This is a genomic window from Halolactibacillus alkaliphilus (assembly GCF_900115465.1).
Lineage (GTDB): Bacteria > Bacillota > Bacilli > Bacillales > Amphibacillaceae > Halolactibacillus > Halolactibacillus alkaliphilus.
Genome location: NZ_FOWN01000001.1, coordinates 51,840 through 76,099 on the forward strand (window position 1 = coordinate 51,840; position 24,260 = coordinate 76,099).

General features: G+C 36.3%; 18 protein-coding genes and 3 pseudogenes. 18 read left to right on the top strand and 3 right to left on the bottom strand.

Going from position 1 to position 24,260, the window contains the following annotated elements; all coding sequences use genetic code 11:
• Positions 1–383: 383 nt before the first annotated feature.
• The 3 genes and pseudogenes from BM163_RS00240 (at position 384) to BM163_RS00255 (ending at position 2,671) form a co-directional block, all read left to right on the top strand.
• A pseudogene (locus BM163_RS00240) lies at positions 384–896 on the top strand (IS607 family transposase).
• A pseudogene (locus tag BM163_RS00250) lies at positions 893–2,088 on the top strand (RNA-guided endonuclease InsQ/TnpB family protein). The pseudogenes BM163_RS00240 and BM163_RS00250 overlap by 4 nt, the downstream one beginning before the upstream one ends.
• Before the next feature lie 169 nt (positions 2,089–2,257).
• Positions 2,258–2,671, top strand: a complete 414-nt coding sequence (locus tag BM163_RS00255; RefSeq protein WP_089799002.1) for a hypothetical protein — start codon at positions 2,258–2,260, stop codon at positions 2,669–2,671.
• A 254-nt stretch (positions 2,672–2,925) separates the two neighbouring features.
• Here BM163_RS00255 and mgrA read toward each other — a convergent pair whose 3' ends face one another.
• Together mgrA and BM163_RS00265 are read right to left on the bottom strand one after the other, a co-directional pair.
• Positions 2,926–3,921: an L-glyceraldehyde 3-phosphate reductase gene (mgrA, locus tag BM163_RS00260; RefSeq protein WP_089799003.1), complete on the bottom strand. Its 996-nt coding sequence runs from the start codon at positions 3,919–3,921 to the stop codon at positions 2,926–2,928.
• Positions 3,922–4,070: 149 nt separating this feature from the next.
• Positions 4,071–4,430 (bottom strand): Lin0512 family protein, encoded by a 360-nt coding sequence (locus tag BM163_RS00265; protein WP_089799005.1) that lies wholly within the window; start codon positions 4,428–4,430, stop codon positions 4,071–4,073.
• A gap of 346 nt (positions 4,431–4,776) precedes the next feature.
• Here BM163_RS00265 and BM163_RS00270 point away from each other — a divergent pair, with 346 nt between their 5' ends.
• The 8 genes and pseudogenes from BM163_RS00270 (at position 4,777) to BM163_RS00300 (ending at position 12,899) form a co-directional block, all read left to right on the top strand.
• Entirely contained in the window at positions 4,777–6,027 is a 1,251-nt protein-coding gene (locus BM163_RS00270; RefSeq protein WP_089799006.1) for a Zn-dependent hydrolase, read from the top strand.
• Between the two features lie 71 nt (positions 6,028–6,098).
• Positions 6,099–6,578, top strand: coding sequence for a 23S rRNA (pseudouridine(1915)-N(3))-methyltransferase RlmH (rlmH, locus tag BM163_RS00275; RefSeq protein ID WP_089799008.1), 480 nt, complete (start codon positions 6,099–6,101; stop codon positions 6,576–6,578).
• 198 nt (positions 6,579–6,776) lie between these two features.
• Positions 6,777–7,702 (top strand): annotated as a pseudogene (locus BM163_RS14155) (ABC transporter ATP-binding protein).
• Positions 7,699–8,523, top strand: coding sequence for an ABC transporter permease (locus BM163_RS00285; protein WP_089799010.1), 825 nt, complete (start codon positions 7,699–7,701; stop codon positions 8,521–8,523). The pseudogene BM163_RS14155 and the gene BM163_RS00285 overlap by 4 nt, the downstream one beginning before the upstream one ends.
• A 385-nt stretch (positions 8,524–8,908) precedes the next feature.
• Positions 8,909–10,828, top strand: a complete 1,920-nt coding sequence (locus BM163_RS00290) for a DUF2075 domain-containing protein (protein WP_089799012.1) — start codon at positions 8,909–8,911, stop codon at positions 10,826–10,828.
• A gap of 128 nt (positions 10,829–10,956) precedes the next feature.
• Positions 10,957–11,790, top strand: coding sequence for an ion transporter (locus BM163_RS00295; protein WP_170243652.1), 834 nt, complete (start codon positions 10,957–10,959; stop codon positions 11,788–11,790).
• Between the two features lie 454 nt (positions 11,791–12,244).
• The gene (locus BM163_RS13725; RefSeq protein WP_170243653.1) at positions 12,245–12,421 is read left to right on the top strand and encodes a hypothetical protein; all 177 of its coding nucleotides are present in this window, start codon (positions 12,245–12,247) and stop codon (positions 12,419–12,421) included.
• Between the two features lie 25 nt (positions 12,422–12,446).
• The gene (locus tag BM163_RS00300) at positions 12,447–12,899 is read left to right on the top strand and encodes an ATP-binding protein (protein WP_229675470.1); all 453 of its coding nucleotides are present in this window, start codon (positions 12,447–12,449) and stop codon (positions 12,897–12,899) included.
• Between the two features lie 301 nt (positions 12,900–13,200).
• Here BM163_RS00300 and BM163_RS00305 read toward each other — a convergent pair whose 3' ends face one another.
• Entirely contained in the window at positions 13,201–13,707 is a 507-nt protein-coding gene (locus BM163_RS00305) for a YehS family protein (RefSeq protein WP_089799018.1), read from the bottom strand.
• Positions 13,708–13,892: 185 nt separating this feature from the next.
• Here BM163_RS00305 and BM163_RS00310 point away from each other — a divergent pair, with 185 nt between their 5' ends.
• The 7 genes from BM163_RS00310 (at position 13,893) to BM163_RS00340 (ending at position 24,172) form a co-directional block, all read left to right on the top strand.
• Positions 13,893–14,825, top strand: a complete 933-nt coding sequence (locus tag BM163_RS00310) for a formylglycine-generating enzyme family protein (RefSeq protein ID WP_089799020.1) — start codon at positions 13,893–13,895, stop codon at positions 14,823–14,825.
• 129 nt (positions 14,826–14,954) lie between these two features.
• Positions 14,955–16,739 carry a sensor histidine kinase gene (locus tag BM163_RS00315; protein WP_089799021.1) on the top strand — a complete coding sequence of 595 codons (1,785 nt, stop codon included), beginning with the start codon at positions 14,955–14,957 and terminating at the stop codon, positions 16,737–16,739.
• Between the two features lie 2 nt (positions 16,740–16,741).
• Positions 16,742–18,343 (top strand): response regulator, encoded by a 1,602-nt coding sequence (locus BM163_RS00320; RefSeq protein ID WP_089799023.1) that lies wholly within the window; start codon positions 16,742–16,744, stop codon positions 18,341–18,343.
• Positions 18,344–18,738: 395 nt separating this feature from the next.
• The gene (locus tag BM163_RS00325; protein ID WP_089799025.1) at positions 18,739–20,112 is read left to right on the top strand and encodes an ABC transporter substrate-binding protein; all 1,374 of its coding nucleotides are present in this window, start codon (positions 18,739–18,741) and stop codon (positions 20,110–20,112) included.
• Between the two features lie 201 nt (positions 20,113–20,313).
• Positions 20,314–21,246 carry a carbohydrate ABC transporter permease gene (locus BM163_RS00330; RefSeq protein ID WP_089799027.1) on the top strand — a complete coding sequence of 311 codons (933 nt, stop codon included), beginning with the start codon at positions 20,314–20,316 and terminating at the stop codon, positions 21,244–21,246.
• Positions 21,231–22,052: a carbohydrate ABC transporter permease gene (locus BM163_RS00335; protein ID WP_170243654.1), complete on the top strand. Its 822-nt coding sequence runs from the start codon at positions 21,231–21,233 to the stop codon at positions 22,050–22,052. Before BM163_RS00330 ends, BM163_RS00335 begins: the two co-directional genes overlap by 16 nt.
• 53 nt (positions 22,053–22,105) lie before the next feature.
• Entirely contained in the window at positions 22,106–24,172 is a 2,067-nt protein-coding gene (locus tag BM163_RS00340) for a beta-galactosidase (RefSeq protein ID WP_089799032.1), read from the top strand.
• Positions 24,173–24,260: the final 88 nt, after the last annotated feature.

Consider the following 24,260-nt stretch of genomic DNA (forward strand, 5'->3'; position numbering starts at 1 on the left):
GGATGGAATTGTGAGTAACTTGCTAGATATAGTGTAGAACAGAGATTCGAACACTAGATAAATAAATAAGATGTAAAAGATGTGTAAAAAAATCTGAAAATACAGAGGAAAACCTGTGGGTTTCCTGTTGAAAACTCCTGGACAGTTAAAAAGTTAGATTTTGTGGATAGTTTTGTGGATAACTAAATAAAAAAGCATAACGTTTCTATATGAGGGTGTTTGACTGGGTAATAGAGATTGTCTGTTATCACGTGTGAAAAACTCATAATGGTATAATGAGTCACGTCATATATATAATGTTGTTAATAAATGAAAAGTTAAGGAGTGAAGTAACTGTTAGTAAAAATGTATGCAAAAATAGAAATATATGGTAAAATGTACTTATGAATAAAACATACAAACCTAAAGAATTTGCAGAAATGCTAAATGTAAGCGTTAAAACGTTACAACGTTGAGATAATGATGGGAAACTCAATGCTTACCGAAACCCAAAAGGAAGGAGATTTTATACTCATAATCAATATGAGGAATACATGGGAATAGCTAATAAATCAGTAGGTAAGGTTGTGTTATACATAAGGGTTTCTAATCGAGGGCATCGGAAGTGGTTTGAATTACAAACGAAAACATTGGAACCAATTATTAGATGACGTAATGAAAGGGAAGGTTTCAACGATATACCTTACACATAAAAATCGTTTCATCCGTTTTGGTTTTGAATGGTTTTCTTCTTTTTGTAAGAAGTTTGATTGTGACGTTATTGTTGTAAACAATGAACAACTATCACCACAAGAAGAATTAGTTCAAGATTTAATTGCGATTATTCATGCGTTTTTTTCAGAATTTATGGACTTCGAAAATATAAAAAGAAGTTGAAAGAAGATGATAAATTATGAAAAGAGCCTTTAAAACCGAAATCAAACTAACAAATGAACAACAACAAAAGCTTCACCAAACCTTCGGTATTTGTCGTTTTTTGTACAATCACTTTCTTGCGTATAACAAAGATCATTACGAACAATTCAAACAAGGAAAACAACCACATGGGTTTATTAGTGGTATGGACTTTGACAAGTACATTAACAAAGACTTATCAAAACAAGAAGGATATGAGTGGATTAAAGTAGTGTCCAGTAAAGCACGTAAAAAGGCGATTATGAATGCTCATACGTCTTTTCAACGGTTCTTCAAAGGGCAATCAAAGTTTCCACGATTTAAAAAGAAAAGTCATCAAGACGTTAAGGCATACTTCCCTAAAAATAACACTACCGATTGGACAATTGAACGTCACCGAGTAAAGATACCGACAATTGGGTGGGTGCGATTAAAAGAGTTCGGGTATCTACCGACAAATCAACGGATCATCAGTGGTACGGTTAGTCAAAAAGCAGATCGGTATTTTGTTTCCGTTCTGTGTGAAGTGGAAGAACAAACAAACAAGAAAGTCTGATTTATCCAATCAAGGCATTGGGATTGATCTAGGGATAAAAACATTTGCCTTTACTAGTGACCATGAAGAATTTAAAAACATCAATAAGACGAAACACGTTCGTTCGATTGAAAAACGGTTAAAACGAGAACAACGTTCTCTTTCAAGAAAATATGAAACGATAAAAAAATTAAAAAATGAAAGGTGGTGAAACTGTTACTACTTATAAACGATCAAACATCATCAAAAACATTGTTCGTGTCCAAAAACTTCACCAACGCCTTGCGAATATTCACCTAGAATACGTAAAATCCGTGGTCAATACAGTGGTAAAAACCAAACCAATGTATATCACGATTGAAGATTTAAACGTAAAAGGCATAATGAAAAATCGTCATTTATCAAAGGCTGTTGCCGAACAATGCTTTTATACATTTAAGAAATGGCTTGTAACAAAATGCGAACAACACGGAATTGAGTTACGACAAGTGAATCGTTTCTACCCTTCCAGTAAGTTGTGTTCTTGTTGTGGGAAACGAAAGAAAGACTTACAACTAAAAGATCGAACCTTCAACTGTGAATGTGGAACAATTCTTGACCGTGACTATAATGCATCCTTAAACTTGTTACAAGCAAAAGAATATACGTTATTAACATAAATAATGCGTGTATATGTACCGTTGGCTATAACGGGAATTTACGCCTATGGAGTGTTAGACAAACGATAGTAGCCAACTACCCAACGGGTAGGGCGAGGTCGGACACGTTGAAATAGGAATTTTCTAAAATGTAGATGTTTGTCTATATTTTTAGTAGCAGTATGAGCTTATGAAAAAGAGATCAACAGTATTTTTAGTTATAATCTTGATATTATTAACTCCAATCCTAATCAATATATTTAGTAAAGTAATAGCCCCGGATAAAATTTTATTTATAGGACATCAAATAGATGAACATCGATTTGATTTTACTGAAGAAATTAAAAATGAAAAGAAAATATTAAAATTTGAGGAGATATTTGATAATTTGAATTTTGTAACGGAAGAATGGTATCCAGAAAAATATGCGGATTTAGTTTTTAGGATTGATCATAAAGGTGGGACATTCACACATTTTTATAAAGTGTGGATTAATGATAAAGAGGCGATTATTTTAAGCGCGTTTGATTCGGTAAGTGGTCTAACTTCTATTGCTAAACTGTCTAATGAACAAATAAATGATTTAGAATCTATAATTCACTAATTCTCTAATATATCAAAAAAAGCCGGATTTGATGTTTTCTAAAGACAATCAAATCCGGTTTTTAGTTCGTTTTTTTGCGTTACACTTTAATGAATTTTTAAATGCTTTAAACAATCGGCAAGTGAACCAGCCGTTTGTTTAATAACACCGCAAATATTGTGCAGAAACCACGTAATATGTTTACGAAGAATTCAACAAGAGGTGTATACCATTCAATTGGCACTAAAGATATGTTTGTAAAATATACGCATAGTTTAGTTGTCTTTTAAGATGTCATTAATTTTTGCAAGTTCATCACTAGAGAAGTGTAAATGATCAAGTGTCTTCACATTCTCTTCAATTTGACTCACTTTACTTGCCCCGATTAAAGCACTTGAAACCGTCTCGTCACGCAAGACCCAAGCAAGCGCCATTTGAGCAAGAGATTGATCACGTAAACGGGCTATTTCATTAAGTTCAATAACTTTATTTATCACATCTTCTTTAATATCTTTTTCATTTAAGAAAGGAATATGCGCTTTACTTGCGCGTGAATCTTTTGGTACCCCTTTTAAGTACTTACTCGTAAGCAATCCTTGCGCAAGTGGCACAAACGCAATGGCACCAGCCCCATTTGATTTTAATACGTCAAGCAGTGATTCTTCGACCCAACGATTTAACATGGAGTACGAGGCTTGATGAATAATGAACGGTGTTTTTTGTTCTTTTAAGATTTTGACCGCTTGTTTTGTTTGTTCTGCGTCATAATTTGATATCCCAACATAGAGTGCTTTTCCTTGTCTTACGATTAAGTCAAGGGCTTGCATGGTCTCTTCAAGTGGTGTGTCTGGGTCTGGGCGGTGGTGATAAAAAATATCCACATAATCTAAGCCCATGCGTTGTAATGATTGATCAAGACTTGATACAAGGTACTTCTTCGATCCCCAATCCCCATAAGGTCCATTCCACATATGAAAGCCTGCCTTAGAAGAAATGACAAGTTCATCACGCAACCCGGCAAAATCTTTCTTTAAAATTTTCCCGAAGTTTTCTTCTGCCGCACCTGCTGGTGGGCCATAATTATTGGCTAAATCAAAGTGGGTAATGCCTAAATCAAAGGCGCGAGTCAACATGGCGCGCTGGTTTTCAAATGAGTCTGGTTCACCAAAGTTATTCCATAATCCTAATGAAATGGCAGGTAGTTTTAAGCCGGAATTACCGACACGGTTATAAGTCATATTGTCATATCGTTTGTCACTTGGTTTATACATATAGATAGCCTCCTAATATAATGAGAAAATGGTAAACTACAAAGAGAAAATAACTAAGAAACATAAAAACATTAGAACGGTCAGGAAAAAAGAGTCGCAGATAAAAAATGATGACGCTTACTTAAAGCCGGTAAGAAAAGCAGGTTAACTTAATAACCTACCTGTACTGCTGCATTCACGATATACATGAGATCGTTTTTGTCTTGTTGTTCCTCGAGGTAGATGCCACTCGTTGTCTTAAGTCCGCCAGAAACAACCTCAACTGTGACGGTACCATAAGGAATTTCTTCTTTCACACGTTCAACATCAACCTCATCTACATCGGTTGGGACGCCTAAGACGATGTTGACTTTCATATTATGTAGCGATTTCTCAGGCAAAAAGTCTTTAATCCCCGGCATTGAGTTATAGTGAATGGCATTCACGACCGCACGGACGGCTGCCTTAGTCACGTCTTGGCCATGTGTATCAATCCCGACACCGGTTTCTACAAAAATCAGTTTTTCCATCATTCAACCTCCCATATTCATGGACTAAAAAATCCTAGCTAATGTTAGTTTATCACATCTGAAAAAAGATAAACATGAAAATACACTGCCGCTTATTTTAGTCGTCATCACCCGACATTACTTTTGTTAGTCATAACTTAAATGTGCTTTTTAAACAGGCCTATGTTTAGTTAGTATCATGTGTTTATAATATTACCCGGGAAATACAATGAAAAACCGATAAAAACCTAGTAGTTTCAGTAAATATAGTCTTGATTTACGGTATAATGGAAATGGGAACCATCCAATATTGATAATATCTGACTAGATGTAAACAAGGAATACTAACTGAAAGGCGTGACTGAACATGCTCTCTTTAGAAAGAATGATGAAAGACATTCATACACTTGCAACATATACAAGTAAGACACCAGGTGTTACGCGGTTAAGCTATACGAATGAAGAGCGAGCGGCTAAAGCGTACTTAATCAAAGAAGCGCGTCAGTATCATTTGGACGTATCAGAAGATGCGATAGGTAATTTGTTTATGCGTTACCGAAGTAATAATAAAGACGCAAAAATACTCTTGATTGGCTCGCATATCGATTCCGTTAAGGGCGGTGGGAAGTATGATGGCACCCTCGGTGTGGTCATTGGTTTAGAAGTATTACGGCATTTAAGTGAAATAAACGATACGTTACCTTTTCATGTTGATGTTGTTAGCTTTACTGATGAAGAAGGGGCGCGATTTAAAACGGGCATGATAGGTAGCAGGGCATTGACAGGAAGTTTTTTTGAAGAAGAGTTGTCATATGTTGATGAGGCGTCTATGTCACTCAATCAGGCGAGGAAAGAAGCTACTAATCAACCACTAGACTTAAAAAATGTCCAAGTAGATCCGTCTCAGTTAGTAGGTTATTTAGAAGTACATATTGAACAAGGAAAAGTCTTAGAAAAACGTGGGCTACCTGTTGGCTTAGTTAACGGCATTGTTGGGTTAAATTGGTATGAGGTTGAGATAGAGGGTGAAGCAGGCCATGCCGGAGCAACCCCAATGGATGACCGGAAAGATCCTGTTATTGCTGGGTCAGTCTTTATGCTTAAACTATATAACGAGGTAAAAGACAACACGCAGGCAGTTGTGACCTTCGGTCAAATGCATATCGAACCCGGAAGTATTAATGTCATTCCAAGCAAAACGACATTTTCGATAGACTTACGTGATATTGAGCAAGCAGAGCTTGATCGACTTGATCAGCATATTCACGAACTAGCCAAGGATATTGAAGTTGATTTTGGTGTTAGCCTCACCATCACTAAGTTAGATGAAGCAAAACCTGTGAACATGTCAGAGATGATGATGAGCTGTATGGAAACGGCAATTAAAGGTAAGGGTTATCCCGTTCATATTCTCTCAAGCGGTGCTGGACACGATGCAATGCATATGGCCAATATCACACCAACAGGTTTACTCTTCCTCCGGACACCGAACGGTGTCAGTCATCGTCCGGATGAAACCGTCATACCAGAAGATGTGTTAGTCGCAGCCGATATCTTATTAGACACGGTCCTAGCTTTAAGAGACCAACAAGACGGAATGATGACAAGAAAAAAGTAAAATAACGAGAGAGAAAAACAATAAACACAAACAAATATCAAAGGGTAACGCAATAACTAAGAGGTGACAGTATGCAGATTAGTATAATTAGTGTAGGGAAGTTAAAAGAAAAATATTTAAAACAGGGCATCGATGAATATAAAAAACGGTTAGGGTCTTATTGTACGCTTAACTTAATTGAAGTGCCTGATGAAAAGGCTCCAGAAAAATTAAGCGAAGCAGAAATGGAAGACATCAAAAATAAAGAAGGCGAACGGATCTTACAGAAGATTAATCAAGACACGTACGTCATCACATTAGAAATCAAAGGCAAACAATTAACATCAGAACAACTTGCCCAGGAAATGGATCAGTTAGCGATTCACGGTAAGAGTAAAGTCGCGTTTGTGATAGGTGGGTCACTGGGCCTTAGTCAAGGTGTCATCAAGCGCAGTAACTTTGCGCTATCTTTTTCAAAGATGACGTTACCTCATCAGTTGATGCGCCTAGTGTTGCTTGAACAGGTGTACAGAGCCTTTCGTATTAATAGAAATGAACCGTACCATAAATGATACTGTAGTGATCCCGTTAAGTACCAATATAATAAGTGTAGTCAGCCTCAACACAGTGAGCCTGACTACATAATTAACTAAACGAAACGATCATAAGATACATGAATAACCATGGCGTTTTAATGCGGGAAAACTTAATTGGACAACCTGAAACTAACCCCCACTCAAGTAGGTAAGATGAGAAAAGGAGAAAAAAACATGCAGCCGATTATTGAGGTGAAGAACTATACAAAAAAATATGGAGACTTTACAGCAGTGGATAATGTCTCGTTTGACGTGGAGGAAGGAAGTATCTTTGCCTTTTTGGGACCAAATGGGGCAGGGAAAAGTACAACAATCAACACATTGTGTACAATGATGGAAAAAACAGCGGGAACATTATGGATTGACGGAAAAGATGTTTCAACGGAAAAAGACGCTGTACGTGAAGTCATTGGTGTCGTTTTTCAGTCGCAAACTTTAGATGAAAAAATGACGGTGAGTGAGAATTTGAACATGCACTGTGTATTTTACAAAGTACCTAAACACGAGGTAAAGCAACGTATTCATTTTGTATTGAATCTTGTTGATCTTCTTCATTGGCAGAATAAACGTGTGTCTAGTCTCTCAGGTGGAATGAAACGCCGTGTAGAAATAGCCCGTGCGTTACTGCATTACCCTAAAGTTTTGTTTTTAGATGAGCCGACAACAGGCTTAGACCCACAGACGCGAAATAGGATGTGGGAATACATTACTAGACTACAAAAAGAAAAAATATTACGATCTTTTTAACGACACATTATATGGATGAAGCAGAAATTTGTGATCATGTGGCCATTATGGATGCAGGTAAAATCATGGTAAATGATACGCCTGAAAACCTAAAGCGACTTTATACGAAAGACAAGGCGATCGTAAAAGTGAATGATTCAGATGCATTTGAAGTAGCTTTAAATGAGACAAACCACATTTATAAAAAGGTTAAAGAGGCGTTTTATATTGATATAGACGCTATTCAGCATTTTCTAGAGTTTATCAAACCATTCAATCATGAATTAAAGGATTTAGAAATAAAAAAAGGTACCTTGAATGACGTATTTTTGGAAATAACCGGTAAAGAAATTAGAGAGGAGATGACGGAATGAGAACAGTCACTGCATTATGGCTTAGAAACATCAGAGGCTTTGTACGCGATCGAGTTAAGCTCATAACGTCACTAGTTATCCCCTTCTTTTTCCTTTATATTTTTAGATCTATTTTTAGAACAGATCAAGTAGAAGACCCAACAGCTTTCTTACTTGCGGGGATTATTGTCGCAACGGTATTCCAAACGTCTTTAAGTATTGCCACTTCGACTATTGATGATACGGTCTCAGGCTATATGAAAGAAATTTTGGTGAGTCCTACCAGTCGTTTTCAAGTCGCTTTAGGACAAATTTTATCAGCAGCTACTGTCGCAACAACCCAAGGAATTTTAATTCTACTCATCGGTTTCTTTACGGGTTTAAGTTTTAATCATTGGTATACCTTTATTTATGTTCTATTAATTTTGATGTTAGTCGGACTCGTTTTTTCTGGGCTAGGTCTATTCTTAGCTTCAATGGTTAAAAGTTCTTCTACTTTTCAAGTCGTACAACAAGCGGTCGTTCTGCCGTTCACTTTCTTATCTGGAGCTTATATTCCACTTGCGTTTTTACCTGATGTGCTTCGCGTTATTGCGTATTTCAATCCTATGACCTATACGACCGCTATTTTTAGAACGATTATGTTAGAAAAAGGTGGATTAACACAGGCAGAGTGGGTGGAACTGGGTTTGGCTTTTGAACTAAATGGCTTTATCATAACGCCTTGGATGAGTGGGGTTATTATGCTAACTTTCGGTGCGCTATTTTTATCTCTATCAACGAACGCCTTTGTTCAAGCAGACTTCAATAAGATATCGCGTAATCCATTGGCTAGAAAATAAAGAGCCCTTTTTTGACGAAAGCTATTTTTTATCGTCTTAGAGCGAGAAGACACCTTCCTCAAACATTCGTGAGAATGTTAGGTGGGGGTAGTTCAATTAACTGATTTTCTAAAGGCAGAAGAGACATTCAGTGGTATGATGCTTGTGCAGCTGCGGCATAATTGTAGTAAGTATATACTTTGTGCGCTACTGATAGAGTGTGCACTCACAATGGCTAAACATCAATGCCTTTAAGAATTACTTTGGATGAATACAACGCATTTAATCAGCGCCGAATCAATCAGACCATAGATGACGACTTTGTGGTACGCATAGAGAATTACTAGCTCAAAAGTTATAAGATACACAAATGGGGAAATTACCAAAGATGGAAGGGAGTATAACCATGATTATCTATCAATCAACCGCTAAAGCTTTTATAGAAGACACCATCAATGAAGTTTTAGTCGATAATCTATATAAGGCTTATCAAGAAAAAATCGGTAGGACAACGAAGAATGAAATACGTTCTTGGGAAAACTCATTGGCCAAGATGTCTAACGTTTTGTATGACCCTGATATTCCGGGGGATGTATCTGTAGCTATTGAATTCAATATTCCTAATACTTCAAAACGAGTAGATTTTATCGTTGCTGGGAATGACGGCCACAACGATAATGTTATGATTGTGGAGTTAAAACAATGGGAGTTTGCTACTAAAGTGGATGGAAAAGAAGCGATTGTTGAAACAGCACTTGGAGGTGGAATTCGCGAAACGGTTCATCCGTCCTATCAAGCCTATACATATGCGGCACTAATTAAAGACTTTAATGAAAATGTTAGAGAAAATCAGATTAACTTAATACCGTGTGCGTATTTGCATAATTATTTTGTCCAAGAGGATGATCCATTAACTGATGACACTTATAGTTTTTATATAGAGAAGGCCCCTGTATTTCGTAAAGGTGAAATCAGCAAGCTAAGAGAGTTTATGAAGAAATATATTAAACAAAAAGATAAAATCGAAGCGATTGTTCAGATCGATCAAGGTAAAATTAAACCTTCAAAATCGCTTCAAGATGCACTGAAAAATATGATTCAGGGTAATGAAGAATTCTATATGATTGATGAACAAAAAGTGTTCTTTGAAGAGGCGCTGTCTTTATTTAGACAATCAATGAAAGATCAAAAAAAGCGTACAATGATTGTAGAAGGTGGCCCAGGAACAGGAAAGTCGGTACTAGCGATTAATTTACTGGTAGAAATTATCAACCAAGATCGCTTAGCAATGTATATTACAAAGAATTCTGCACCTAGAGAAGTCTATGCTGCTAAGCTGCAAGGTACGATGAAAAAAACACATATTAATAATCTTTTTAAAGGCTCAGGAAGTTTTACTAAAGCTGAGGAGAATGAATTTGATGTTTTAATTGTAGACGAGGCACATCGGTTGAATAGAAAATCAGGCATGTTTCAAAACATGGGGGAGAATCAAACAAAGGAGATCATTAATGGGTCATTACTCTCCATCTTTTTTATAGATGAAAACCAAAAGGTGACTTTTTCAGATGCAGGTAGTATTGAAGGAATTGAAGAGTATGCAAACATATTAGGATCTGAAGTCATAAAAAGAGAGTTAGTGTCTCAATTCAGATGTGATGGTTCTGATGGCTATATTGCTTGGTTGGATGACGTACTTGATATCAGAGAAACGGCTAATAAAAATTTTATAGGTCTGGATTATGATTTTAAAATCGTTGATAATCCTCACGACTTACTTAAATTAATTAAAGGAAAAAATAAACTGGCTAATAAATCACGTATAATGGCCGGTTACTGTTGGGAATGGCCAAAAAACGAACGTAGAAATGTTGCTTATCACGATATTACTATTGGTGATTTTGGAATGAGTTGGAATCTTAATGCTACGTGGGCTATCGATAACGCCTCTGTTGAAGAAGCTGGGTGTATTCATACAGCCCAAGGGTTGGAATTCGACTATATCGGTGTCATTATTGGTGATGATATGCGTTATGAAAATAATCAAATCGTCACGGACTATTCTAAGCGAGCAAAAACAGATCAATCTCTAAAAGGTATTAAAAAATTGGCCCAAGATAATCCTGAAGAAGCAAATAGTATTGCCGATAAGATTATTAAAAATACGTATCGCACACTAATGACTAGAGGGCAAAAGGGCTGTTATGTTTATTGTAAAGATAAGCAGTTGGCTGAGTATTTTAAGATACGCATAGCTTATGTTGAAAAAGAACAGCAATATTTACAGATGATAGCAGAGAATCCCGCAGGCTATACATTTAAATAAAGGATATAAAATAGTCCTTATACGTTAGTTAATATAAAGAATTAAACTCTCAGTAACAAGTATAGTTTTAAAAACAAATTAGCTAATCAACAAGAAAATCCGATGAAACATATTGGGGAGAAATGAGCATGATAAATAAAAGAAATACTCAAAAAAGCATTAAAAATATGGCATTTGTCCTGATAGAGAAAGAGGGAAAAGGAAGTAAGTTATTTAACTATTCCATTGTTTTATTAATTTTAATCAATATAGCAGCAATTATTCTAGAGTCATTTCAAACATTACAGGATTCATATGGATCTATATTCAAATTAATAGAATATACTTCTGTTTATCTATTTTCTTTAGAGTATATTTTAAGGCTTTGGGTAGCTGATTTGAGATATCCGAATAGAAGCAAGTGGACTTCTCGATTGTTTTTCGCGATAACACCTATGGCACTGATTGATTTAATGGCTATCTTACCTTTTTATCTACCTATGTTAATACCGTTCGATTTAAGGATATTAAGGCTGTTGCGGGTAACGAGACTGATAAGAATTTTCAAATTGAATAGGTACTCAAAAGCATTCATATTACTGAGTAATATTATTAAAAGAAAAAAGGCTGAGCTAGCGGTGACTATTTTCACCACCCTAGTGCTACTTCTGCTGGCGTCTACTTTAATGTACTATATAGAAGGTGATGTTCAACCAGAAGCTTTCCCTAATATTATCGCCTCCTTATGGTGGGCTGTCGCTACACTAACAACGGTTGGATATGGAGATATTTATCCTATAACTGGATTAGGTCGTTTGTTAAGTGGAATCATCGCCGTTTTAGGTATTGGTTTAGTTGCGCTCCCAACGGGTATAATAAGCTCGGGATTTATGGAAGAATTTAGTTTAAACAAAGTAGAGGAAGAAACAGTAGAAGAACTTCCTAGATATTGTGCACATTGTGGGAAAGGGATTGTGAGATAACCACGATTAGTATTTTTGAATATTTCCATTCCATTAGATGCGTCTAGGGTTGATCACTAAGTAATAGAATCTTCAGTGAGAGTCATAATGGCATGAGATGAAACATCTGTATAAGAGCTTTGTATGTATCTGAAGGTCTTATTGAATATTGCATTGAAAATGTACCAAGCTTGCGATCTTTTTTACCAATCTTTGCGGACAAGTGTACCACTCTTTGCGAGAGCATTTACCACTTCTAATCAGAACTTCTATATACTTAATGGGCACGTCAATGACGTGACATTGGTGTAAAGGAGTTTTTTTATGTTTCCGTATCGTAAGATCTTGGAGCTTTACGATGACAATGTGTCTTTGCGTAGTATTGCACAGATTGTTCAGCATTCTCGTCAGAAAGTTACAGAAATGATTAAAACAGCTGACAGAAAGGAGGTTTCTTTACCATTGGGGGGAAGAAATGACGGATAAGTGGTTAGAAGAGTTTTTATTCCCAGAAATAAAACAAGAAGCTAGTGGGCGACATTTGATAAACTTTGAACATGTCCATAATGAATTAGCTAAACCAAACGTTACCTTAACCTTACTTCACGATGAATATGTTCGAGAAGCGAAATCAGTAAATAAAATCCCTTAATTACCTGATTGATGTACGAAACATTATTTTCAAAGGTCCATCTGGGAATGGGAAGACGTTTTTCGCCACGGCATTTGGTGTACAAGCTTGTAGACAGTTTAACAAAGTAGAGTATAAAAGGTTGCCACACCTAGTGGAAGAGTTCAAATTAGCAAAGTATCAAGCGGATGGAATTTATTTGAGGCTAATGAAAAAACTTGTTAAAATAGACTTATTAATACTAGATGAGTGGTTACTGTATCCCTTAGAGAACGAAGAAGCAGCTATCCTCTTAGAGATTATAAATGCGAGGCATGAAGCCCAAAAATCGAATATATATTGTTCACAATTAAATATAAGCGGATGGTATGAGAACTTGGGCAATGATACAGTAGCTGAAGCCATAATGGAGCGTATCATTCACAACGCTTATGATATTGAATTGGATGGTAAAATGTCTATGAGAGAGAAGTTAAGTTTTAAGCAAACTGAGCGTTAATCATGGGATAATTAAAACAACAGCGATAAAACTAATGGAGATCCCTAGGTTTTATCGCTGCTTCATGTTCTGGTAAATTATCTCGCAAAGAGTGGTACACTTGTCCGCAAAAGGTGGTAAAAAATATTGCATTGGTGGTAAAAAACATCCCCAATACCCACTTATATAGTAAACAAAAGCTCATATAGATAAATATCAACAAACATTAAAAAAGTAGTTTGATTTAGTCATAAATAATAGCCTCCACTGCGTGCGTTCGGTGGAGGCTATTTGTTAATTTACATCGCTAACACTAAAAGACTTAATAGCGGTAGGCTATTGCCAAACCCTTTAGGAAATTTCTCAAGTAACGATCGCCACAAGGCTTGTAATTACGATGCCCTTCTTTTCTCAAAACAGCACTTAATTCACTCGTTGAAATTGAAATACCTGCTTGATCTAACAGATCTAAGATATCATCGCTGGTCAGTGCTAAAGCAATCTTTACTTTTTTTAAGACAACATTATTAACATTTTCATTTGTTAAATGGACTGTTTGCGGCGCTTTTTTAGCTGGGTCTTGTTTACCGCGCTTAAAGATAATCAAGCCATCTAAGAAGGCATTTAACTGCTGATTTGTACATATCAGTAAATAGTCATTTTCTTTAAAAGTATCGCTGTTATCTGTCTTTACGTTAGTTTTTATCAACATGGCTTGTACGGATTCTTTGGTAATGGTCTCATCACCAAGTGTGAATATTTCAACCATTTCTTCATCTTTTAAATCAAGCGCATACCTTAATCTTACTACTACATCGTTATTATTCATTATGAACCTCCAGTGGTTATCTGCTTAATACGAATGTTAAATTATTTATAAAGAATAAATTAATTCTATCTGAAACAGCAGAAAGCGTCAAACAATGGATTGTTATCTAGTATGGTGTATGATTGATTAGAATATATAATTAATTATTTCATAAAGACTATCATTATAGAGAGAAGGCTAATAAAATGAGTTGTTGCAAGAATAACCGAATAAATACTGATCAAGATATGAACGAAAATACAAGCTCCATGCGCGTGATAAAACCAGGAAATTATCATCAAAAAGGTATGCTGCAATTAGAAGGTGGTGCATTCTTAATGGGGACTGAGGACAGTGATGCGAATAAAAGTGATCAAGAAGGGCCTGTGAGAACGGTTCAAGTGGCGCCTTTTTACATTGATCCGATACCCGTTACGAATCAACAATTTCTTGAGTTTATAGAAGATACAAACTATCTAACAGACGCAGAGCGATACGGATGGTCATTTGTTTTTTATAACCTTTTATCAGAAGAAACGGCCAAATCTGTCACACAAAAACCGGCCCATACCCCCTGGTGGCGAGTTGTAGAAGGTGCAGATTGGACTCATCCTGAGGGTCCTGACTCGTCTATAAAGAATCGGTTAGACCATCCTGTAGTTCATATCTCATGGAATGACGCTGTCGCCTACTGCATGTGGTCAGGGAAAAGACTATTAACGGAAGCTGAATGGGAATATGCAGCAAGAGGAGGACTGGTCCAAAAGCGTTATCCATGGGGAGATCAATTAACACCAAACGGTAAATACATGTGTAATATTTGGCAAGGTGATTTTCCAGTTAAAAACACTCAAGAGGACGGGTACAAAGGCACGTGTCCGGTGGATGCTTTTTCTCCAAATGCGTTCGGTATATTTAGTATGGTAGGTAATACATGGGAGTGGTGTGCCAATCTTTTTGATTATGAATTAACGACATCAATACCACAAGAAAATCAACCAAGAGCCATAAGAGGCGGGTCATACTTATGTCATGAGTCCTATTGTAATCGTTATCGGGTAGCTGCCCGGAGCTCAAACACACCGGATAGTTCATCAGGTAATCTGGGTTTTCGCTGTGCCAAGAATGTCCCTAAATAGGCAGCCTCTTCTCATAGTAACTGTTGACTAACGTGGTAAAGTATTATATAAGAGTACAGAAAAAAACATATCACGTTAATAATTAACGACTTCTATGCTATGTAGTATTGAAGAGGAAGGAGATTTTGAATGAAGAAAAGTATCTTAAAAAGAATGATATTGTCTTTTCTTTTTGTTTTAATCATACCTACTACGGCGATTAGCGTGACGACCTATTTTTTATCAATGCATTTAATTGAGGAAAAAATAAGTGAGGCATTTGTTGAGAATTTAAGCTTTATATCAAATAATATTGAGAATGAATTAACGCAATGGGAAGATTTGACGAAATATCTTGCTGCAAATCCAGTAGTTAGAGAAGTACTGAATAAAGATTATCAGAGTCCAGGGGATTTTTATGTAGCAGTAAGAAATGTTGATCTTGAGCTAGACAACTACTCGATAAATACAAATATATTTGCTTATATCTCGTCACTTGTTGTTTTTAATGAAAGCGGTAACAATTTTTTATATGGTGATGATGTGAGTACACTTAATATGAAAAATATAAAAAAGCAGCCGTGGTTTGAAGAAATAAAGCACTCAGACAATCAATTAATGTGGTTAGGGATGCATGAAAGTTTTGCTGATTATAGAATTCGGGATAAAAATTTACTCGGCCTAGTAAGAACGATTAAAGGGAGAACGATGCAAGAAAACTTAGGGGTTATTTATTTGGCGTTTAGACCGCAATTTTTTTCTAATCTATTTAGTAGTATTGAATTGCAAAACCATGCGCAACTTCTCATCATTGATCACGCCAATCGTGTGGTCTTTGATTCGGATAGTTCAGCTGTTGGTGGCGAATACGCGGGGATAGATAAGATACGTCAAAATCAAAACACTCCCTATTTTGTTGAAAAAGATGAAGACGGGAAAAGATTTTTGATTGCTCAAAAAGAAATAAAAGGGTTTGATTGGATGGTAGTAGAAATGATTCCCTACCGCTCGCTAATGAAGAGTAATCAAGTCATTCTTTGGTATACGTTAGGTATTTTCGTTGTTTCGTTTGTTATAGCGGCAATCATCTGGTATTTTGTATCCTCAAGTATTGTCAGACCTATAAAAAAATTGACCCACACGATGAAGCTAGTTGAAGAAGGTAATCTCCAAGTGAGAGCGGATATTGAACAGGATGATGAAATAGGATCAATGAATCAGCACTTTAATTATATGATTGAAAAAATCCAAACCCTTTTTAGAACGAATATGGAAGAGCAAGAAAAGAAAAAAATAGCGGAGTACAAGGCGTTACAAGCACAGATTAATCCGCATTTTTTATACAATACGCTAAATACAATACGTTGGATGGCTATTATTCAAAAAGTAGAGCCCATTCAAGAAGCTATAGAAGTGTTAGGGCGATTACTTAAAAGCAAGTATAAATCACCAGAACAATTTACAACGATAGAAGAGGAAATCGCTTATTTAAAAGATTATATCTATATTGAAAAACTAAGGTATAACAATAAGTTTGATGTTGACTATGATATTCAAGTGGATCTACTGTCCTCACCGTGTATAAAGTTCTTGCTGCAACCTATTGTTGAGAATGCCATTTTCCATGGGATACAACCGAAGGAAGGACCAGGAAAAATTAAGTTGTCTATAAAGAAAAAAGAAGATTTCATTATAATAGATGTATTTGACGACGGTGTAGGAATGGACGCACAACAAATTGAAGCCATTGAAAAGAAAATATCTAACTCGGACGGCATAGGTATAGGTAATGTTGATGAGAGGCTAAAATTAACCTATGGCGAGCAATATGGGCTAAGTATCAGAAGTGAAGTTGGTAAGTTCACTCAGATAAAAATGATTTATCCATTTATGGGGAATCCTAATATACTGGCTGATGTAGAAATGGGGGACTAACGGTGTATAAAGTATTAATTGTAGATGATGAGATGTTGGCAAGAGTGGGAATAAAATCACTTATTTCATGGGAAGATCATGGTTTTACTGTTATTGGTGAAGCGGAAAATGGCAAGCAGGCGTATGATTTTTATATGGATAATCATATAGACATTATTATTACCGATATAAAAATGCCGGTCTTAAATGGAATAGAACTTATTCGCAAGATAAGAGCACAAAATGATCACATCAAATTTATTGTTCTTAGTTCATTTAATGATTTTGAATATGTTAAAGAAGCGTTAAAAAGTGGTGCCAGTGATTATTTAATCAAGTTAGAAGTTCAACCTAAAGAACTTTTGGAGCAGTTAAAGAAGATTGCTTTAACATTTAAGTCAGAAGATGCATTAGAAGCTCAACTCAATAAAAAGCAACATACTAGCATTAAAGAGAAATCATTTCTTAAAGAAAAGTTTTTTAGAGATCTTTTATATGGCTGGATACGTACGAATTATGAATATGAGAAAAGACTAAGTGAACTTGATATAGACCTTCCGTGTGGAAACGTTATTTGTTTAATGTTTTATACAGATAGTATGAAAATATATGAAAGATATAAAGAAGAAGAGATTCATGTTTTAAACTATGCCATACTAAATTTACTAAATGAAATTGTCTCAGAATATAAATATACTTTCGCTATGTCAACAAAAACAAAGCAGTTTATTATCATTCAATATTCTGAAGAAGGAACAGAGGAAGAAGATACCATTAAGCGAGCTCACCAGCTCGCAAATACTATAAAAGCTGCGATTAAACAATATTTAAATTTATCCATATGCGTTTCTATTAGCCAGCCAGTCTTAACATTTAATCAAATTACCGAGGCATATAAACAACTACATGCGATTCATAAGTATCAAATATCAGTGAATGAGGAGATTATGCATTATCAAGATTTCTGTAAAATGAATCAGAATATTGATATAGGGGGCTTAGATATAGATTTGCAAAAGTTAGAAGATGCGCTCAGATTGTATGATGATATAGAAGTTGAAAAAGAGCTGGTGCACGTGAGACAAACCGTCGAAGAGTCAGCTTCTGTTTCGGTAGAGATACTTAAAGGTTATTGTTCAACGATTGTATATTTACTCTCCTCTAGAAAAGCAAAAAATGCATCTGTATGGATGACGCAGCAACTAAAATGGATTGATAAAATGGTTGGTAAATCGGACTTTTTAGATTGGATGACATATATTCAAAAAGAGTGGACAAAAGAGCAAGGAGATTTAAGCGAAAATTCACGCGTAGTTACAGCTGCGCAGCGGCTACTTCAAGCGAACTATGCAACGGATATAACGCTAGAGAGTGTAGCAAATCATTTGAATTTGTCTCCATCATACTTAAGTAATTTATTTAAAAAAGAAACAGGAGAAAAATTTATAGATTACTTAACTAGAATAAGAATTAGCCAATCTAAAATTCACTTAAGAGTGCAAGATTATAAAATTTATGAAGTTGGTCAAATGGTAGGTTATGATAATGAATATTATTTTAGTAGAGTATTTAAAAAACACACAGGGCTATCGCCACGGCAATACCGCTCAAAGCAACGTGTATAAATAAGGCTCTATCGCAATCGTAAATGTGTTTAGAATACGATGACTTATGACCGTCGTCTCCAAACACTTTTCATACGTGGTATGAAAAGAAAAAACCACCAAAAGGTATTTGAGTAAGCTTTAGACCTTATTGGTGGTATTTCTATGGAAAAATTTAAGTAAAGCCATATTTAAACGAAGCAGATTATGTTTCCGACATGTAGAGTGAGTAATCGAAAGAAAAAAGATAAAAAATCATAAATAAGTACAGATATATCGGCATCGTATTCTTTAATTTAAACTTATGATTAAAAAAGATAAAAACACGATAATATATTGCATGTCATATAGCTGGTCAGGTGGATATAATAAGTTTTGTAAGGGCTTTCAAATAATTTAAAAGGTAGGGGAAACGAATGAAAAGAAATACGAAAGTATTATTAGCGGTTTTATTGTCAGTATTTATGTTAACCGTTGTAGCTTGTGGCTCTAATGATGATACCTCATCAGAAAGCGGCGCTGGTGCTTCAACTGAAAGCAATGAAAGCAATGAAAGCAATGATGCTGTTAGAAAAGTTACTATTTTTGAAGACGCTAAACGTAGTGAAGAAGAAAATTTAAAAAAAATGTATGAAGATTTTACTAATGAAACAGGTATTGAGGTCGAAATGGTTGTCATCCCGGGTGACGGCATTGAAATCTTTAAAAAAATTGATGTGCAACTTGTAACAGGTGATCAAACAGATGTTATTCGTCTATCTAACCCACTTTTAATTCAAAAGTATATGAATAACGGATGGCTTGCACCGTTAGATGATGTAATGGCCGAAGACGGTTATGATGCAGAGAGCATTTTCGGTGAGTTCTTAAGAGAAGGTGATGACGGAAAAACATACGTCTTACCTTATCAAGCAGGTAAGTGGGCAGTCTATTACAATAAAAAAATATTTGATGAAGCAGGTGTACCGTATCCAAGTGGCTACTGGACGTGGGATGAGTACATTGAAACGGCTAAACAACTCACTGATAAGAATAACGGTATTTACGGTTCTTATATGTTAGATTACGATGCCTACTTGTATATGCTTGCAAGACAGTATGAAGTAGAGGGCTATAAAGAAGATGGGACATCCAATTATGACGATCCGAAATTTGCTGAAGCGTTGCAGTTCTTTGGTGACTTAGGTAATGTTCATGAGATTCAGCCAAGTTGGCTAGAATTTAAATCCAGTAAATTATCATGGGATGGTTTCATGTCAGGTAATTATGGCATGCACTTTATCGGTTCATGGTATTCAAGTCTGTTTGCTGACCAAGCAACTTATCCACGCGATTGGGAGGTCGGTATTACGCAAATCCCAGTGCCGGCTGATGGTAATGGGGACAACAACTTTGGTGTGGATTCGGGATATGGTATCAATAAGAGTGCAGCAAATCCAGATGAAGCTTATGAATTTATAAAATGGATGGCAGAAAATCAATACAAATATGCCGGTGATTTACCTGCACGTGTTGATTTAACAGAAGATCAAATCGCAGAACTTTTCCAAGACTATTCAGATAGTGTCAATGGGGAAATCACTGCCGAAGATATGAATAACGCACTATTTACTAGTGATCTAGGTTTTGTTGATGAGAAAATTGTTGGACCAGCTGCTACTGAGTACGGCAATATCATTTTACAAGAAGGTGAACTGTATTTAGTAGGTCAGACTTCGTTAGAAGACACTGTTCAGACCATCAAGCAACGAGCGGATAAAGCGATTGAGGATGCTGAAACAGATAGCTAAAAGGATATAACTTTTTATAGTCAGTATGTATATACAAGGGTTTAGGCTTTAAAGGGAAAAAACGTAAGTCGGTAACATGCCAAGGCACTGTTTTTTCCCTTAAAAAGCACTAAACACGCGTATCATCAAGACGAAAAATGAGTAAATAAATAGAGGATATAGACTATAGAAATGACGTTTTATACATAAGGAGGCAACGAAATGAAAAGTACAACGATTAATTCGAAACGATCCCTTTTAGAAAAGATTCGTCTACTGCCTTATCAAGAAAAAGGCGCTGCAGCTATTTTTATCTTACCTTTCATGATTGGATTTTTATTATTAAATATTTTTCCGATTATTTATTCTTTTGTGATAAGTTTTATGGATTATAATACATTAAAGCCTTTAAGTGAGGTATCATTCATCGGCTTTCAGAATTATTTTAGAATAATGGATGACCCTATTGCACTAAGTGCGTTTGTTAAGAGTTTTCAGTATACGCTGGTTTATGTGCCAGGGGTGATGATTTTCGGATTTTTGTTAGCGCTGTTATTAAATAGAACTTTTGCTTTAAGGGGTATTGCCAGAACGATGATTCTTATGCCCTACGTTGCAAACGTAGTCGCTGTAGCACTGATTTGGTCTATCCTGTTAAACCCTACAAATGGGCCCGTGAATCAATTTCTTTCCCTCTTAGGTGTAGAGAATTTACCGTTATGGTTAGTTGGAGTTGATACGGCCTTACCAACCATTGCCCTTATTAACGTTTGGCAGAGTTTGGCTTTTCAAACGATTGTTTTTCTAGCGGCTATTCAAGGGGTTGATAAGTCACTTTATGAAGCTGCCGTTATTGATGGAGCTAATAAATGGCAGAAAATTTTCCATGTGACACTACCTTCGATTTCGCCAACGACTTTCTTTTTATTAGTAACAAGTATCATCGGTTCATTCCAAAACTATGCAACCGTTCGGATGTTAACTAACGGTGGTCCTGGAAATGCTTCCCGCGTTATTTCATTAAATATCTATGAAGAGGCTTTCGCCCTCAATCACTATAGTTATGCATCCGCTCAAGCGATTGTTTTATTCTTGATCGTATTAGTTTTAACAATTATACAATGGAAGGGGCAAAAACGATGGGTTCATTATTAAAAAAGGTTTCTTTTAATGGCTTTATGTTATTGATTGGCTTAATGATGATTATTCCTTTTGTGTTCATGATATCAGCATCGTTGAAAGCTCCTGCGGATGTATTTATTAATCCGTTAAATATTATTCCAGATGAGATATATACGTTTAATTATGAAACATTGTTTAATCATGATTACTATTTCAAATGGTATTGGAACTCGATACGGGTAGTTATTTTAACAGTTGTGTTTCGAGGCGCGTTTGTCACTATGGCAGCTTATGCTTTTGCAAGACTTGAATTTAAAGGCAAAGAGCTCCTATTTTTACTCCTTTTAAGTGCGATGATGATTCCACAAGATACAACGATTGTTGCCCGGTTCTTGCTTTACGGTATTATGGGATTAAATAATACACAGTGGGCAATTATTTTACCAGCTACATTCGATGTGTTCTTTATTTTCTTATTACGACAATTTTTCATGGGTATTCCAAAAGACCTTTCGGAGGCAGCCATTATTGACGGCGCGTCTCACTTTGGTATTTACTTTAAGATTATGATTCCATTATCCATTCCTGTACTGATTACTATGACACTGTTTACATTTATCTGGACATGGAATGATTTCGTTAATCCATTTATCTTTATATCTGACATAGATAAACAGTTGGTCACTGTCGGACTAGAGTATTTCCAATTGGAAGCCGGACAAAACTACGCCTTACAAATGGCAGGGTCGTGTCTTATTGTTCTTATCCCAATGGCTCTCTTTGCCTTCTTGCAGAAATACTTCATTGAAGGCATCACGATGACAGGGGTAAAAGGTTAAGTGTCTATATTTTTTATAAAAGCAAGCTATTTTGAATAAAGTGGGTGAATGAATTGGTGAAGCTGTTTGAACCGGTAAGCAAAAAAGTACCGAAGATGATTCATGGTGCTGATTATAACCCAGAACAGTGGAAAGACTATCCAGAAGTTTTAAAAGAAGATATCCGACTGATGAAGTTAGCTCATTGTAATGTGATGTCATTAGGGATGTTCTCTTGGTCATCACTTGAGCCAACAGAAGGTCAGTTTGCGTTTGACTTTCTAGATCATATTTTGGCTCAGTTTTCAAAAAATGACATGTATGTTTACTTAGCTACACCAAGTGGGGCTCGACCAGCTTGGATGGCAGAAAAGTATCCGGAAGTATTGCGTGTTGGAGAAAATCGGGTGCGAAATTTATATGGCCATCGCCACAATCATTGTTACACATCACCTGCTTATAGAGAAAAGGTCACAATAATGAATCGAAAATTAGCTGAAAGATATGCACACCACCCAGCCGTCATCGGTTGGCATATCTCTAATGAGTATGGCGGAGAATGTCACTGTGAGTACTGCCAACAAGCTTTTAGAGATTGGGTAAAAGAAAAGTATCAAACGCTAGAGCAACTCAATCATGCGTGGTGGACAACTTTTTGGAGCCATACGTATTCAGATTTTTCACAAGTCGAATCGCCCGCTCCACATGGCGAGACATTACTTCATGGCTTAAATCTTGATTGGAAACGGTTTGTCACCGATCAAACGATTGATTTCTACCGTCATGAAGTTCAGGCACTCAAATCATTTAACCCTGACTTACCATGTACAACGAACTTTATGTTGTTGTTTGACCAACTTGATTATGCGAAATTCGCAAAAGAATTAGACTTTGTTTGCTGGGACGCTTATCCTGCTTGGCACTCGAATATGGAAGAAACTGATACAGCGGCTTGGATTGCTTTTAACCACGATATGTTCCGCTCATTCAAAGATGGCCAACCATTTTTATTAATGGAAAGCACACCAAGTACAACCAATTGGCAAGATGTAAGTAAATTAAAACGTCCCGGTATGCATAAACTATCTTCGTTCCAGGCGGTTGCTCACGGCTCGGATTCTGTTCAGTACTTCCAGTGGCGTAAAAGTCGCGGTGCTAATGAAAAATTCCATGGCGCTGTGATCGACCATTACGGGGCAGAGAATAACCGTGTCTTTTCAGATGTAAAAGATGTTGGCTCAGATTTGGAGAAGCTAACAGCCGTTGTTGGAACAACGGTTAATGCTGAAGTGGCCGTCATTTTTGATACGGAAAATCGCTGGGCGGTAAAAGATGCTGAAGGCCCACGAAATATAGGTATCCACTATGAAGAAACAGTTTTTGATTATTATAAGGCTTTATGGGAGAATCACGTCAATATTGATGTGATCTCAATGGAGAAAGATTTTTCAAAATATGAGATTGTCGTTGCACCGATGCTTTATATGATGCAATCAGGTGTAGGAGAACGTTTAGAGAAGTTTGTTGAAGCAGGTGGCACACTAGTGGTGACTTATTGGTCTGGCATCGTGAATGAGACAGACTTATGTTTCTTAAATGGCTTCCCTGGACCGTTACGTCATACGTTAGGTATTCGTTCAGAAGAAATTGATAGCTTACATGACGGTCAAACAAACGGTGTAAAAACAACTAAGAATAACCCGTTAGGCCTTGATGGCCAATACACTGCAAGAGAACTGTGCGACTTAATTCATCTTGAAGGGGCAGAAGCTCTAGCCTATTACACGGATGATTTTTATAAAAACAGGCCAGCACTTACGGTGAATAAGTTTGGTCAAGGAAGAGCTTACTATGTTGCCTCAAGAAATGATGACACGTTTTATGCGGACTTTTTAACAAAGCTCATTGATGAAGCGGGTGTAAATAGAGTGCTGAAAAAAGAGCTTCCCAAAGGTGTACATGCCCATAGTCGAACAGATGGGGAAACCGAGTATATCTTTATTATGAATTTTAACAATGAACTTACGCAGGTTGACTTAACTGAGTCAGGTTTAACCGATATGTTAGATGATAACCCAGTTGAGCAGTGCATGGTGCTAGATAGCTATGGTGTAAAAGTTTTAAAAAGACAAATCAAGTAACACGTCGTCTATAATCAGCCGGGGGATAAAGAACATCCCCTGGCCCCGTGATTATAAAGTGAGATCACCCGAAAGCTTATATGATTGT